Below are 14597 nucleotides of genomic sequence, written 5' to 3'. Positions count from 1 at the left end.
GCCGGCAGTCCCCGCGTTCACGCACCGGCCCCCGGCCGTCCGCGCATGCCTGGGCAGGTCATCACCGGCTGCCGGAAGCCGAAGCTGACCACCCACCCGTCGCCTTGCGCGGCGTCACGCGCCAGCTGCGAGACCTCGGAGGCGGAGCGCGCATCTTCGTCGTCGCCAGTCTCCACCGCCAGGTAGACGGCGAAGCAGTCGTCGTTGTCGCACACGACAGCCACTCCTGTAGGCATTCGATCCCCTTTCCAGCCGTAACTCGCCCAACAAGACCATCTTGCTGAAGGGAGGGTTCTCGCACCGGCGTCCCAGCAAGAGCCGGGTCCGCTTGGACCGGAGCAGGAGAGCCCTGCCGGAAGCCTGCGGTACACCTGGCGGCATGAAGTTGAGCGGCCTCAGCCCGCTGATGGCACACCGTCAAGACGGCGGCCTCAGCTATGACCGCTTCCGCGCCGACCCTGCACTGGCATCCCTGCACTGGCCCGACGACGTCCTCGAACAGTTCCTCTTCGATCACGGGGACAACGCCGCCTTCGTGTCCGACTACGGCGGCCTCGACCTGCGCGAGATCAGATGGCGGCTCGAGACGATCCCGGCCGCGGATTTCAACGAGATGCCGACCGGAGCATCCGATGCCGGCTGTATCGAGAGCTACTCCGAGAACCCGGAGCACTGGGTCACGGTCCGGCCCCCACAGGTCAGCCAGCACTGGGAAGAGCACGGGACGTGGCTACGCCCGCCGATCCTGATCGCGCGGCGCCTCCTGGACCCATCAGACAGCGGTCTGCAGGTCGTGGAGGGCAGGACACGCGTTGGTGTCCTGTGCGGCCGCCTGCGCGAGGGGCTGCACGTCGCCACCCACCATCAAGCCTGGGTCGGGCACGCTTGACAACGCTGCGCGTACAACAGTGCGTACGCTGCCAGCGTTTGACCGTTTCGAGGAAGAGCTGCGGATGACTGAGAACCCGTCGGCGTCTGGGCCGCGCCGGGACCTGGTGATGCCTAACGACTGGTGGGCTTCGGGCTGGGACCACGTCTTGCCCCGCCAGGGCTTCCCGCTGACGATGCTGATCGGGACCGCGAGTCAGCCTGACTTCACCGGCTCTCTGGACGACTTCCTTCAGGAGATCTTCGAAGGCCACTGGGACATGATCGGCGGCGATCTCGACGGCGTGCTCACGTTCTCGTGGCCCGACGAGGAATGGGACTACGAGGAGGCGCCGGAGGGGCGCGAAGCGAACGAGGCACATCGCTGGGAGAAGTTCGGCGCCATGCTCACGGCCGCCGGCTAACCGGTGCCCAAGACCGTGCGGGACCTGTCCGAGCTCTACCTGACGTAGGGCCTGGCGCGCCGCGAGGAGACACCGGACGGCACCCGGTGGTCGATGCCTGCCGCGCTGCCGTTGCCTGGTGACCTGCTGCCCCTGGACGCCGACCTCGCCAAGCGGCTCGACCGGGTTCGCTGGGCATTGCGCACCGGCCCATTCGTCGACGGGCTCATCAACCACTTGGTCGACGATTTGGGTGAACCGCAGGAGATCCTCACGTCCCTGGACCGACTTGCGGCCGCCACCAGCCAGGATGCCGACGACGTCCGCATCGCCCTCGCAGAGCTCGTGGCGTCCGGGGAGGCCCGCGTGCAGCGGGGCCGGGAGCCGGCCGACGCGGAACGCCTGGAGGCACACCAGCGCTTCCGCCTGGTCATGGACTGGGACCACTTCCACGAGAACCGGGTGCAGCTGACCATCAAGGGCGACGACGCGTGAACTGACCCTGACGGCCGGTCTGTGCTCGCGGCCCGCTCGGGTGGGGCCAGTCCATCCGGAAGGCCCGGCTGTCCATGCCGGCGCCGAGTAACACGACCTGCCGGACGCCGGACGCGGAGGCCTGCTGCAACAGGTCGTCGAGGAACTTCGTCCTGATGCGATGGATGTCACCCTGCGTGCGCGACCACACGAAGTGGACCAGAGCCTGAGACCTGACACCGGTTGTCGACGACTTCGGGCAGCACTTGTCGATCACCGGACCGCAAAATGTTGATGAGAACTGACACCACCGCCCTGGGAAGGGGTGTGTTGTCGGTGGGTGAGGCCAGCGGCGTCGTCACGGTCGCGCCGGCCCAGTGGGCGAGCTGGGCGGCCAGGGAGCCGACGCCGCCAGGACTCCGTGGACCAGGATCAGTTGGCCGTCGACCGGGCCGTCGGTGAAGACGGTGCGGTGGGCGGTGAGGCCGGGGATGCCGAGGCTCGCGCCCAACTCGTCACTCAGGTGGCCGGGCAGGGGTGCGGCTTGGTGGTCCGGTACGACGGTGTACTGGGCGGCGGTGCCGAAGGGGCGGTAGGACTGGGCGCTGTACACCCAGACCCGTTGTCCGACGCGGTGGGCGTCGACTCCGGCGCCCACCGTGTCGATGACTCCGGCGGCGTCGCTGTGCGGGATCACCCGCGGGTAGGGCATGGACGTGCCGAGCCAGCCGCGCCGCTTCTTGGTGTCGCCGGGATTGACGCCCGAGACGGTGACGCGGACGCGCACCTCGCCGGGGCCGGGGATGGGCTCCGGGAGTTCGCCGACGTGCAGGACATCGGCGGCGGAGCCCTGGTCCTCGTACCAGGAAGCAAGCATGGAGATACCTCCGTGGGCGGTCAGCTCGCGGGAGCGGCGGGCGCATGCGGATCGCTCTCGGTGCACGCGGAGTCGAATGCGGGCGGTTCCTCGCCGAGAGTCTCGCGCAGCCAGGTCCGTTCGGCGCGGCTGGTGGCGCGGGCGGTGAGCAGCATGCCGCGCCGGTAGGGGTCGGCGATCTCCTCGGCACGCAGGGGCCGGTCACTGTCGTAGAAGAAACTCGCCGGTTCTTCCAGGAACTCCAGCCGCCTGCGCAGCACCGCGTGCTGTTCGGCCACGTCAGGCAAGTGAGAGAGGAATGCCAGAACGACGTAGAACCGGGTGAAGTCGGTGATCTCGTGGTCGGCGGGCTCGCGCAGACGCTGAAGCATTTCGGCCCGCCCTGGCTCGGTCAGGCTGAGCACGTACCGGGCCGCCCCCGCTGCCGGGTCGGCACGCCGCTCGATCAAGCCCGTCTTGCTCAGACGATTGATCGCCGGATACAGGCTGCCGTCGCTGACCGGCCGCGTGTAGCCGGTCAGCTGTGAGACGCGCCGGCGCAGCTCGTGTCCAGGCAGAGGGCCCTCGGCCAGGAATCCGAGTATCGCGAGTTCCAGCATGAGTCCATCTTCGCACGCTCACATCGAAACGATGTGCACATCGATTCGATGTTACGCTCTCAGGTGTCCACCCACCGTCTTTGGAGAGGCACAGCAAGATGCCGCCGCAGTCCAGCGAGTCAGTGATGAACCGCTTCGTCGAGTTCATCAACACGGGCGACGAGGGTCTCGCTCGCGAGGTCATTTCTCCGGACGCGGTGTTCCACGCACCGAGTCACCCGGAACCACTGCGGGGGCCCGATGGGTACATGGAAGTCCTTGGGATGATGCGCAGCGCCTTCCCGGACATCCAGTGGACGCTGGAGGAGACAGTCACCGAAGGCGACACGGTCGCCGCGCGGTTCACCATGCGGGGAACCCACGACGGTGAATTCTTCGGGGTCCCGGCGAGCGGCAACAAGATCTCGGTGCAGGCCATGAACTTCTACTATCTGGCCGACGGCCGGATTGTCGGCGAACGGGCTCAGCCCGACCTCCTCGGGGTGATGCAGCAGATCGGTGCCGTACCGGCGCCGTGAACCCAGTCGTGCTGGGTGCCTTCTTTCGCGCGGGACCATCGCCGTCGGGAGGGGACCGCACATCGCTGCGGCAGAGGGCGCAGGCACACACCGGGCGCGGGCGGCCGGCTCGGGTTCACCGCGAGAGGTTGGTCTTCCTTCGAGTGCTGGCGGCGGTGCCCACGGAGACGGCGTTGGCGGTGACGATCACAGTGATGGCCAGCCATGATGCCGCACCGAGGTGCTGGTCGAGGACGAGCATGCCGATCAGAGCGGCGAACACCGGGTTGACGCTCATAAAGGTCCCGAAGAAGCGGGCGGGGACCCGGCGCAGCGCGAGCAGGTCGGCGAGAAACGGCACCGCGGAGGACAGCACACCGGCGGCCAGCGCGCACAGCAGGGCGCCGACGGTGGGCTGGTGGAGCCACAGGGCAGCAGCGCCGAGGGGCAGGTAGAGCAGGCCGGAGACGGCCGCGGCGGCGGCCGATCCCTGCAGCCCGGGCAGGCGCTCGCCCACGGCGCGGTTGAGCAGGATGTAACAGCCCCAGCAGACGGCGGCGATCAGGGCCAGGCCGATGCCGAGATAGTCCGTGCTGGGCCGGGGGCGGGTGAGGACCACCACGCCTGCCGTGGCGACCAGAGCACAGGCCAGATCGATACGGCGGCGGGAGCTTGCCAGCGCCACAGCGAGCGGGCCGAGGAACTCCAGGGTGACGGCAAAGCCGAGCCCGATCCGGTCGATCGCCGCATACAGCGTGAGGTTCATGGTCGCGAACACCGCGGCAAGTCCCAGGACCGGACGCCACTGCGCGGCGGTGAATGAACGCAGGTTCAGCCGGCCGGCGCTCAGCAGCACCACGGCGGCCACCCACTGGCGCATCGCCACCACTCCCACCGGCCCGAGCACCGGGAAGGCGAGCGCGGCGATTGATGCTCCGACCTGGTTGGACAGGCCGCTGCCCACCATCAGCGCCACCCCGGACCACCGGGGCGACGACCCCTGCGCCGCAGCAGTCGCAGTCGTCTCTGCGCGAGCTTCGAGTGTCATGGCACGACCATCCGGCGGACCGCCGCATACCCAAAATGCATCGGAAGCCTCAGCTATACGCTGGACGCATGGATGGTCGTACAGAACTGGAGCTGCGGCACCTGCGCTGTCTGGTCGAGATCGTCGACGCCGGCAGTTTCACCGACGCCGCGATCGAGCTGGGCGTCTCACAGGCCGCGGTCTCCCGCACCCTGCTCGCGCTGGAGCGGATCCTCGGCGTGCGACTGCTGCACCGCACCAGCCGCACTGTCACCCCCACCACCGCAGGCGTGCAGGTTCTCGCCCGCGCCCGGAATCTCCTGTCCGACGCCGACGAACTGGTCCACCAGGCCACCACCGGCCACACCCGGCTGCACATCGGCCACGCCTGGTCCGCGATGGGCCGCCACACCGCGGAGTTCCAGCGCCGCTGGCACGACCGCTACCCCGACGTCGAACTCCACCTGATCCGCCACAACACCCCCACCGGCGGCCTCGCCGAGGGCCTGTGCGACCTGGCCGTCCTCCGCACCCCCGTCGACACCCGCCGCTACGCCCACGCCCTCGTCGGCCACGAACGCCGCTACGTCGCCCTCGCCTCCGACGACCCATGGACCAGGCGCCGCAGCATCCGCCTGGCGGAGATCCGCGAGCGCACCCTGGTGGTGGACCGCCGAACCGGCACCACCACCTTGGACCTGTGGCCCCAAGACGCCCGCCCCGCCGTGGAGTACACCCGCGACGTCGACGACTGGCTCGCCACCGTCGCCACCGGCCGCTCTGTCGGCGTCACCCCGCAGGCCACCGTCACCCAGTACCGCCGCGACGGCATCACCTATCGCCCCCTGCGCGACGCCGAACCCGTCTCCGTCCACCTCATCTGGCGCCGACAGGACCCCCACCCCGCCACCCACGCCGCCGTCGCCCTGCTCACCGACCTCTACCGCGAAGACGCCTGACACCCGAGCCCCTGGACCGCGAGCACCAGCCAGCTCACTACATAGAGGCCCGGGCCGACACGAACCCAGCCCATGACGTTCCTTGCCATCCAACCCAGTCGCCGCAGGCCAGAGGGTTCGGGCCGGAGGCGGCGTCACGCGACTGCGTTGACAGCGAAGTTAGTCCGCGCAGGTCAGCGACTTCGGCCGGACTAACTTCGCTGTCAAAGGACAGAAAACTTGTCTGTTGTCAGCGAAGCCAGCCGCTTTGCCATCCAACCCAGTCGAATCGCGGTGATCTCTCGGTGTCGCCGCAATGGACATTGCGGCCATGCCGTTACGCGTGAGTTGCGCACTCTCGGATGGGACACTTGGTCGCATGAAAGAGGTGCGCTGCGAGCGATGCGACAACATCATCGGCATGGGGTGTGCCTGCCCTCCTGATGGCAGCGTGCCCAAGGCGCACCCGGAGGAAAGGTGTGTTCGACAGGAGTGGCGGCGGTTCCCCGGCAACGCCATCTTGATCAAACAGAATGGTAAGGCGCACGTTCCAGGCGCCTGCGATCACATGACCGAAGACGAGGTGCGGCCTCCGAAGTGGGGTTGGATTCTCGATCCGTCCCCCGGAGATTGGGGCCGTATCAGCGAAAGCAGCCCAGCCATCGCCACTGGGGGGAACGCTCAGCTGCGGGCGACGAGCCGGTGCATGACGTGCATGGGGACTCTCGGCGGCTGATGAGCTGCAGGGCGTGCTGTGCTGTGGGATAGCTGACCAGAGGACCGACGGCTTGCCGTCGGCCCTCGTTCGTTTCGTGGTTCCGGGCACGCCGGATGCGGCACGACTCGGTTCGATGGCGAAACGACTGGGTTCGATGTCAACGGACAGAACTGTTGTCCTTGGACAGTGAAGCCAGTCGCCCTGTCATCCAATCGTGGCGTTTGACACCGAACCTAGGCGTCCATGCCCTCGCGCCGCCCCGTCCGGCTTGAGGACCCCAAAACGAGGGTGCGCAGGCGACGTTGCGGGGAAGAATGGCCGCCATGACGTACGAGGGCTCCTCCATCGACCCGGCCAAGCCCAGCATCGCCCGTGTCTACGACTACCTGCTCGGCGGCAAGGACAACTACGCCGTGGACCGTGAGATCGGCGACGTGTTCAAGCGCGACCTGCCCGGTTCGGTGGCCATCGCCTTCGCAAACCGCGCGGCACTGACGCGGGCGGTCCGGGAGATCGCGAAGACCACCGGCATTCGCCAGTTCATCGACCTGGGCAGTGGCCTGCCGACCGCGGACAACGTCCACCAGGTCGCGCAACGGCACGCTTCCGAGTCCCGGATCGTCTACGTCGACATCGACCCCCAAGTGTTGGTCCACGGCCGCGCACTGCTGGAGAACAACGACCGGACCCGCGTCATCGCGGTCGATGTGCGCAACCCCGAAGGCATCCGCACTCACCCCGACACCATCGAAATCATCGACTTCGCTCGTCCCGTCGCCGTCATCCTCAGCGCCATCCTCCACCACGTCAACGATGACGAGGACCCTGCCGGCATCGTCCGCTACTGGCGCGACCACGTCCCCTCCGGAAGCTACTTCTTCGTCAGCCACTTCCGCTCTGGCAACAACCCGGAGACCGCGGAGGCCGAGAAGGTCCTCCAGCAGACGTTCGGCCGCGGCCGGTGGCGCACCGACGCGGAAATCGCCTCCCTGCTGGACGGCCTGGAGATCCTCGACCCCGGGATCGTCCCCGCGTCCCTGTGGCGTCCCGACGAAACCGACAACGCGTGGGACAGGGGCGAAAGACGAGAGCTCACGGTCTGGGAACACCTCATCGCCGCCGGACTGGCCCGGAAAGCCTAGACGTGATCCCCAGATGGGGATCGCCAGCAGCATGCCTGAGGTCCCTGGCCCACCTATAGCACGTCCAGATCGTCCCCGAAACTCAGCTTCGCGCCCACAGCTGACATCGGACAACAGTTGTCCGCCGACATCGAACCCAGTCCGCGGACGCCCTTGCCATCCATTCCAGTCGCCGCAGGCCAGGGACTCGGAACACGGCTGGGGTTACGGGGGGTGCGTTGACAGTGAAGCTAGTCCGCGCAGGTCAGCGGCTCTCGGCGGACTAACTTCCCTGTTGTAGGTGCTCGTATGTCTGGTCATGACGCAGTCTTCTGACGCTGACCTGCGCTTTCCATTCTGTCTGGCTGGTTGGCATGGAAGATCTGCCTCACGAGGGCGGCCGTTCCAGCCGGCAGGCCCGGTACTCGCGGAAGCAGTAGCTCTTCTGCGCCTTGAAGCGCCGCGATATCTTCGCGTCCACCTCGCAGCACTGGTCCGACCCGCGCGCCCGCCTACTGGACGGCCCGCTGTGGTGCGTTTCGGCGTCGGCGGCATCGAGAAGACCGACGGAGCGATGGTCCTCGACCTGCGTGAGGCCGTACGAGGCGTATGCGAGGCGGGCAGCGGCGGCGGGGGCCTGACGCCGCCGCAAGGCCGGGCTTTCCCTGCGGGCGTGCGCCCAGGAGGGCCGGATCGGGTCACGGCTGGAGCCGGTCCAGCAGCCAGGCTGCCACGGCGCGGGCGGCGCCGGAGACGAGGCCGCCCAGGGCTGCGCAGATCAGGGCCAGGCGCTCGCGGTGTGTGAGTTGCTTGCGGGGCATCGGTCCTCCACGGGGGTAGCGATCAGTAGCCGGGCAGTCGGCCCGCTCGCTTCTCACGGTGAACCCCGTACCGAGATCGACTCCCAGTTGCGACAGACCCTCGGCACGGTGCGGTATCTGTGCTGTTCAGGCCCCCGTGCGAGGCCGGTTGGGGGACGATGGTGCGATGAGTGGCGACATGGGGGGCGGTCCGGTGAAGCGCCCGCGGAGGCTGGAGCGGGCGCGCGTGGCGCCGGGGCCGCTGCGGGAGCTGAAGGACCTGCTCTACGGGGCGTACGTGGCGGCGGGCTGCCCGAGCCTGGACGAGATCACGGTGGCCGTCGCCGCCGACGACGCACTACCAGGGGCTCCGAGTAGAGACACCATCCGCCGCTGCATCAGCGCACCGGACATTCCCGCCAGCCAGGCCGATGCGGTCTCTGTCGCGGTCGTGCTCGCCCGCCGTGCCTCCTGGGACGCGGACGATCTGGAAGCACGGGTACGCGACCGCTGGATCCAGGCACATACGGCCATCCCCCCGGGGAAAGCCGGTCGCCGAGTTCACTGACCCGTTCGCCCTGGAAGTGCACCGAGCCATCGAAACCGGCCCCCGGCAGGACGGCACGGTGCTGCCGGCCTACATCGAGAGGGACCACGACACCCGGCTGCGCGGGATTACGCGAGAGGTTGCAGACGGGGCGAGCCGTCTGGTGATGCTGGTGGGAGAATCGTCCACGGGCAAGACCCGGGCCTGCTGGGAGGCCGTCCACACTCTGCCGAGCGGGTGGCGGCTGTGGCACCCCTTCGACCCCAGCCATCCCGAGGCCGCCCTCGCCGAGTTGGAGCATCTCGCACCGCGTACCGTGGTCTGGCTCAACGAAGCCCAGCACTACCTCCTCACCCCCGCCAGCGATCTGGGCGAGCGTGTCGCGGCCGGACTCCGCGCGCTCCTGCGCGACTCCAGCCGGGCACCGGTGCTGGTGCTGGGCACCATCTGGCCCAAGTACTGGTCCCCCCTCGTCACCGCGCCCGACTCCGGCACCAGAGACCCGCACGCCCAGGCCCGCGCCCTGCTGACCGGTCACGACCTGCCCGTCCCGCCGGCCTTCACCAGCGTCGGCCTTGAGGCCCTGGCCGAGAAGGCGCGGGACGACCCACGGCTGGCGTACGCCGCCGATCACGCCGAGCAGGGGCAGATCACCCAGTACCTGGCCGGCGCCCCCGCCCTGATCGAGCGGTACAACAATGCAGTCCCGGCCGCGAAGGCGCTGATCGAGGCTGCCATGGACGCCCGCCGCCTCGGCCACAGCCTCGCCCTCCCCCTGGCACTGCTGAAGGACGCAGCCGAGGGCTACCTCACCGACACCCAGTGGGACCTGCTGGACGACGACTGGCTCGATCAAGCCCTCGCCTACACCGCCCAGCCTCTGCGCGGCGCCCGCGGCCCCCTCACCCGCATCCGCCCCCGACGTGGCCAGACCGCATCCGCCCAGCCCCACTACCGCCTCGCCGACTACCTCGAACAACACGGCCGAGACAACAGAAGCACCCCCCGCGTCCCCACCGCCCTGTGGGACGCCCTCATCCACCACGCCGCCTCCACCGACCGCACCACCCTCGCCCACGCAGCACACAACCGCGGCTTGTTCCGCATCGCGATCCGCCTCTACAGCACCGCCGCCGAGGCAGGCGACCCCGATGCCCTACGGGAGGCGGTGCGATTGCTGAAGGAGGCGGGCCGCGGGGAGGAAGCGCTCACCTGGCTGCAGACCCGCGCCGACCCCGATGCCCTGTGGAAGGCGCTGCGACTGCTGAAGGAGGCAGGCCAGGAGGAAGAAGCCTGGTACCAGCGCGCCGCCGACGATGCAGGCGACCCCGATGCCCTGCAGGAGGTGGTGAGACTGCTGGAAGAGGCGGGCCGGGAGGAGGAGGCGCTCGCCTGGCTGCAGACCCGCGCCGACACCGGCGATCGCGATGCCCTGGGAGTGGCCGTGGGGCTGCTGGAGGAGGCAGGCCGGAGGGAGGAGGCGCTCGCCTGGCTGCAGACCCGCGCCGACACCGGCGACCCCTATGTCCTGCGGGAGGCGGCCAGGCTGCTGGAGGAGGCGGGCCGGAAGGAGGAAGCGATCACCTGGTACCGGCGCGCCGCCGACGCCGGCAACTCCTTCGCCCTGCGGAGGACGGCGTGGCTGCTGGAGGAGGCAGGCCGGAGAGAGGAAGCAATCGCCTGGCTGCAGACCCGCGCCGACACCGGCGATCGCGATGCCCTGGGAGTGGCCGTGGGGCTGCTGGAGGAGGCAGGCCGGAAGAAGAAGGCACTCACTTGGTTGCAGACCCGCGCCGACACCGGCGACTCCTATGCCCTGGAGTGGGGAGCCAGGCTGCTGGAGGAGGCGGGTCGGAAAAAGGAGGCGCTCGCCTGGTACCGGCGCGCCGCCGACGCCGACGCCGACGCCAGCGACCGCGATGCCCTGGAGGGGGTGGCCCGGCTGCTGGAGGAGGCGGGTCGGAAGGAGGAGGCGCTCGCCTGGTACCGGCGCGCCGCCGACGCGGGCGACCCTTTCGCTCCAGGGGCGGTGGTGCGACTGCTGAAGGAGGCGGGCCGGGAGGAGGAGGCGCTCGCCTGGCTGCAGACCCGCGCCGACATCGGCGACCACGACGCCCTGCGGGCGGCGACCTGGTTGCTGCAGGAGGTGGGCCGGAAGGAGGAAGCAATCGCGTGGTACCGGCGCGCCGCCGACGACGACGCCGGGGACCACGACGCCCTGCGGGAGGCGGTGCGGCTGTTGAAGGAGGCGGGCCGGGAGGAGGAGGCGCTCGCCTGGCTGCAGACCCGCGCCGACACCGGCGACCACGACGCCCTGGAGGAGGCGGTGCGGCTGCTGGAGACGGTGGGCCGGGAGGAGGAAGCACTCGTCTGGTACCAGCGCGCCGCCGACGCCGGCGACTTCTTCGCTCCGGGAGCGGTGGTGCGATTGCTGAAGGAGGCGGGCCGCGAGGGAGAGGCGCTCCTCTGGCTGCAGACCCGCGCCGAGGCCGGCGACTTCTTCGCTCCGGGAGCGGTGGTGCGATTGCTGAAGGAGGCGGGCCGCGAGGGAGAGGCGCTCGCCTGGCTGCAGACCCGCGCCGAGGCCGGCGACCCCTTCGCCCTGCGGGAGATAGCCAAGCTGCTGAGGGAGGCCAGCTGGTTGTTGGGGCAGGGGGACCGGGAGGATGCGCTCGCCTGGCTGCAGACCCGCGCCCGTGCTGGCACCCCCCTCGCGTTGGGGGTAGCTCGGCTGCTGGAGGAGGCGGACCGGGAGGAGGCGCTCGCCTGGTACCAGCGCGCCGCCGACGCCGGCGACCCCGATGCCCTGCGAGAAGTGGCCCGGCTGCTGGAGGAGTCAGGCCGGGAGGAGGAGAGCGAGAGGTTGCGAGGGTTCGGATGGGAGCCGGATGGCTCCATTGCGGAGCGCTGGGAGATTGCCTCAGGCGAGGAATCCGGCGGAGACCGCTGTGCATGAATGCTTAGAAGTCATTTCAGTTGGCGTGATCTTGCGGCAGTCTGGGGTGATGACTGCTGCGCTTGTCGAGCGGATGGCGCCGGAGGACCTGTGGACGTTGTTCCAGCGGGTGGTGCCGCCGGCGCCGGTTTGCCCGCAGGGTGGAGGGCACCGTCGGCGAGGGGACCGCGAGGTGCTGGCCGCCATCATCTTCGTGGCCACCTCGGGTTGCACCTGGAACCAACTGCCGCCGGGATTCGGTCTTTCGGGTGTCACCGCCTTCCGGCGGTTCACCGAGTGGACCGAGGCCCGGGTGTGGGCCAAGCTGCACCGCCTGGTCTTGGACGAGCTCGGTGCCCGGGGTGAGCTGGACTGGTCGCGATGCGCGATCGACTCCGTCAGCGTCCGGGCCCTCAAAGGGGGCAGCTGACGGGACCGAATCCGACCGACCGCGGCAAGAAGGGATCGAAAATCCACCTCATCGTCGACCGCCAGGGGCTGCCCCTGTCGGTCGGTATCTCCGCCGCCAACCTCCACGACAGCCAGGCCCTCATCCCGCTGGTCCGTGGCATCCCGCCCATCCGCTCACGTCGCGGCCCGCGACGCCGACGGCCCGGCAAGCTGCACGGCGACAAGGGCTACGACTACCGCCACCTGCGGCGATGGCTCGCTTCTCGCGGCATCCGGCACCGCGTTGCCCGCAAGGGCATCGAGTCATCCCGCCGCCTGGGCCAGCACCGCTGGATCGTGGAGCGGACCGTGTCCTGGCTGTCCGGCTGCCGCCGCCTCCACCGCCGCTACGAGCGCAAGCCGGAACACTTCCTCGCCTTCACCGCCATCGCCGCGACCCTCATATGCCACCGCAGACTGACCAAATGAAATGGCCTCTCCTGGTCGATCCGCATGGTCGAGGACTTCTCCGACGACATCCTGGCCGCCTGGGCCGAGCGCCGCCGCATGCACGCCCGCGTGACGGCCACCCCGAGCACCCGAGGAGGTCTGGCAGCCGTCAAGAACTACCTGCAGCCGCTGGTCGATTCCGGCGCTTTCCTGCCCGCCACCGTGAGCCGAAAGCACGGCATCACCCTGGCCCACCACTACGTCGCGGCAGTCACGGGAGCCAGCTGGAACCAGGTCCACGACTTCGCTACTCGGCGCGGGCTCCGTGCGCTCGCCGCCCGGTGGCCCGGCCTCAGCCCGATGCAGGTGCCGGTGACGGGCCGGATCGAGGGGCGGCCCTGGCGCGAGTTCATGGACTACGAGGAGACGCCGATTCTGGTGCGTCACCTGGCCACAGCCGCCGCCATCGTGATCTTGTACTTGACCGGGATGCGCCCCCAGGAGGCGCGGTCGCTGCGGTCCGGCTGCTGCCCGGACCCACAACCGAACCCCGACGGCTCCATGCCGCGGCATCTGATCCGAGCCCACCACTACAAGAACGTCCGCGACTCTGACGGCCACCACATCTCCGCTGGTGAGGAGCGCGCCGTCCCCTGGGTCGCGATCACCCCGTCGTGAACGCCATCCGGGTTCTGGAGCGCATAGTCCCCAAGGGCGAGCTGTTGTTCAGCTCCACCCACCACGATGTCGTCTCCCAGCGCAAGCACCACGGTGCGCTGAAGCGGGGCACGCTGGACCGCCGCGTCGAGAATCTCGTGTCGTGGATCAACCAGGAGGCCACCGCCCAGGGCCTGGACGCCCAGATGGTGCCGGAGGACCCGCACGGCAACCTTGGACTGAGTCGTCTGCGCAGAACTTTGGCTTGGCACATCGCCCGCCGCCCCGGCGGTCTGGTCGCTCTCGCCATCCAGTACGGACACATGCGCACCGCCCTGGACGCCCGCACCTCGACCGGCTACGGCAACCGCGGTCGCCGGGGGGTTCCACGGGGAGCTCGACGTCGAGACCGCTCTCGCCGCCGCGCAGACCGCAGCACGGCTGCGCGACGCTGCTGCGGCCGGCGAGAAGATCTCCGGTCCCGCCGCTCGACGGGCTCTCATCGGAGCAACCTCGCTCCCCAGCTTCGAAGGCGCCTTGACCACCCCGAAGGCCGCCGCCAAGTTCCTCGCGCGCGATGGCCTCGTACTCTTCGACAACCCGGACTCCTTCCTCATCTGTGCCTTCAAGCGCGACACGGCGCTGTGCGACCCGGATTCCGGGGCGACGGCACCCAACCAGTTCGCCTGCCAGCTCGGCTGCGGCAACGCGGTCCGCACCGACAGTCACGCGCAGGCGGCACGAGAGCACGCTGATCGGCTCGATGCGAAGGCAGCCCTCGTGCCCCAGCCTCTGGGAGACCGGCTTCGCCTGACCGCCAACCGCTTCCGCGGCCTCGCCGACGCCCACACCGTCGCCGCACACACGGCCCCGGAGGGTCTCACATGAACCAGCAGCACGACGGCGAGCGCGCCCGCATCCGCGCGGCCATGGACCGCCTCCTGGCTGGCCAGCCCACACGCTCCGACGGCAGCCTCACCGCGGTCGCCCTCGCCGCAGAAGCGGATGTTCACCGCATGGCTCTGCACAAGCGCCACGCCGACCTCAAGGAGGAGTTCTACGCGCGAGTGCGCGCGGAGACGCACCAGACGCCGGAAGTCGAAAAGCGGCTCCGCAAAGAAGTCGTCCGCCTGAAGGGGGCCCTCAAGGAATCCCGGGCTGCCGAGGCCGAGTCCCGGCACCGAGCGGAGCAGGTGGTCCTCGCGGCCGCCGTCCTCATACTCCGTAAATCCACGGGCCAGGACAAAACCGCCCCCGGAAACGTCGTCCCTCTCCGCCCGAACGGCGCCTGACTCA

General features: G+C 69.4%; 15 protein-coding genes and 3 pseudogenes. 11 read left to right on the top strand and 7 right to left on the bottom strand.

The features are described 5' to 3' along the window. Window positions 1–17: 17 nt before the first annotated feature. On the bottom strand, window positions 18–215 hold the full coding sequence (locus tag MQE23_RS00515; RefSeq protein WP_243377829.1) for a hypothetical protein: 198 nt from the start codon (window positions 213–215) through the stop codon (window positions 18–20). 164 nt (window positions 216–379) lie between these two features. Between MQE23_RS00515 and MQE23_RS00510 the strand changes: the two genes are divergently transcribed. Both MQE23_RS00510 and MQE23_RS00505 read left to right on the top strand, forming a co-directional pair. Then, a complete protein-coding gene (locus MQE23_RS00510; protein WP_243377828.1) occupies window positions 380–889 on the top strand; it encodes a hypothetical protein in 510 nt (169 codons plus the stop codon). Window positions 890–953: 64 nt separating this feature from the next. Beyond that, a pseudogene (locus tag MQE23_RS00505) lies at window positions 954–1766 on the top strand (DUF6042 family protein). 43 nt (window positions 1767–1809) lie between these two features. Here the strand turns inward: MQE23_RS00505 and MQE23_RS00500 are convergent. The 3 genes and pseudogenes from MQE23_RS00500 to MQE23_RS00490 form a co-directional block, all read right to left on the bottom strand. Beyond that, a pseudogene (locus tag MQE23_RS00500) lies at window positions 1810–1923 on the bottom strand (class I SAM-dependent methyltransferase); the annotation flags it as partial. A gap of 181 nt (window positions 1924–2104) precedes the next feature. After that, a pseudogene (locus tag MQE23_RS00495) lies at window positions 2105–2622 on the bottom strand (alcohol dehydrogenase catalytic domain-containing protein); the annotation flags it as partial. A gap of 20 nt (window positions 2623–2642) precedes the next feature. Beyond that, the gene (locus MQE23_RS00490) at window positions 2643–3221 is read right to left on the bottom strand and encodes a PadR family transcriptional regulator (RefSeq protein ID WP_243377827.1); all 579 of its coding nucleotides are present in this window, start codon (window positions 3219–3221) and stop codon (window positions 2643–2645) included. A gap of 98 nt (window positions 3222–3319) precedes the next feature. Between MQE23_RS00490 and MQE23_RS00485 the strand changes: the two genes are divergently transcribed. After that, on the top strand, window positions 3320–3739 hold the full coding sequence (locus MQE23_RS00485) for an ester cyclase (protein ID WP_243377826.1): 420 nt from the start codon (window positions 3320–3322) through the stop codon (window positions 3737–3739). 115 nt (window positions 3740–3854) lie between these two features. On the opposite strand, the gene MQE23_RS00480 is transcribed toward MQE23_RS00485, so the two are convergent. Beyond that, window positions 3855–4766, bottom strand: a complete 912-nt coding sequence (locus tag MQE23_RS00480) for an EamA family transporter (protein WP_243377825.1) — start codon at window positions 4764–4766, stop codon at window positions 3855–3857. Window positions 4767–4834: 68 nt separating this feature from the next. Here MQE23_RS00480 and MQE23_RS00475 point away from each other — a divergent pair, with 68 nt between their 5' ends. Beyond that, a complete protein-coding gene (locus tag MQE23_RS00475) occupies window positions 4835–5704 on the top strand; it encodes a LysR family transcriptional regulator (RefSeq protein ID WP_243377824.1) in 870 nt (289 codons plus the stop codon). Window positions 5705–6715: 1011 nt separating this feature from the next. Beyond that, the gene (locus MQE23_RS00470) at window positions 6716–7543 is read left to right on the top strand and encodes an SAM-dependent methyltransferase (protein ID WP_243377823.1); all 828 of its coding nucleotides are present in this window, start codon (window positions 6716–6718) and stop codon (window positions 7541–7543) included. Between the two features lie 367 nt (window positions 7544–7910). On the opposite strand, the gene MQE23_RS00465 is transcribed toward MQE23_RS00470, so the two are convergent. Together MQE23_RS00465 and MQE23_RS43445 are read right to left on the bottom strand one after the other, a co-directional pair. Further along, window positions 7911–8174 (bottom strand): hypothetical protein, encoded by a 264-nt coding sequence (locus MQE23_RS00465; RefSeq protein ID WP_243377822.1) that lies wholly within the window; start codon window positions 8172–8174, stop codon window positions 7911–7913. A 46-nt stretch (window positions 8175–8220) separates the two neighbouring features. Next, window positions 8221–8343, bottom strand: coding sequence for a hypothetical protein (locus tag MQE23_RS43445; RefSeq protein WP_279345106.1), 123 nt, complete (start codon window positions 8341–8343; stop codon window positions 8221–8223). Between the two features lie 166 nt (window positions 8344–8509). On the opposite strand from MQE23_RS43445, the gene MQE23_RS00460 reads away from it, so the two are divergent. From MQE23_RS00460 to MQE23_RS00435, 6 genes are all read left to right on the top strand, one after another. Next, window positions 8510–8890, top strand: coding sequence for a hypothetical protein (locus MQE23_RS00460; RefSeq protein ID WP_243377821.1), 381 nt, complete (start codon window positions 8510–8512; stop codon window positions 8888–8890). A 16-nt stretch (window positions 8891–8906) separates the two neighbouring features. Next, window positions 8907–11825 (top strand): hypothetical protein, encoded by a 2919-nt coding sequence (locus tag MQE23_RS43440; protein WP_279345105.1) that lies wholly within the window; start codon window positions 8907–8909, stop codon window positions 11823–11825. Window positions 11826–11874: 49 nt separating this feature from the next. Further along, window positions 11875–12683, top strand: a protein-coding gene (locus MQE23_RS00450; RefSeq protein WP_243377820.1) for an IS5 family transposase whose coding sequence is annotated in 2 segments (ribosomal slippage) — window positions 11875–12222 and window positions 12225–12683 — 807 coding nt in all. Because the reading frame shifts where the segments join, the coding sequence is not laid out codon by codon here. A gap of 24 nt (window positions 12684–12707) precedes the next feature. Further along, window positions 12708–13322, top strand: a complete 615-nt coding sequence (locus MQE23_RS00445; protein ID WP_243377819.1) for a hypothetical protein — start codon at window positions 12708–12710, stop codon at window positions 13320–13322. 516 nt (window positions 13323–13838) lie between these two features. Then, window positions 13839–14189, top strand: coding sequence for a hypothetical protein (locus MQE23_RS00440; protein WP_243377818.1), 351 nt, complete (start codon window positions 13839–13841; stop codon window positions 14187–14189). Next, the gene (locus MQE23_RS00435) at window positions 14186–14593 is read left to right on the top strand and encodes a hypothetical protein (protein WP_243377817.1); all 408 of its coding nucleotides are present in this window, start codon (window positions 14186–14188) and stop codon (window positions 14591–14593) included. Before MQE23_RS00440 ends, MQE23_RS00435 begins: the two co-directional genes overlap by 4 nt. Window positions 14594–14597 lie beyond the last annotated feature (4 nt).

The sequence above is a fragment of the Streptomyces sp. HP-A2021 genome, assembly GCF_022807935.1.
Classification (GTDB): Bacteria; Actinomycetota; Actinomycetes; order Streptomycetales; family Streptomycetaceae; genus Streptomyces; species Streptomyces afghaniensis.
The sequence above is the reverse complement of the archived record's forward strand: the minus strand, read 5'-3'. Positions and strand labels throughout refer to the sequence as shown.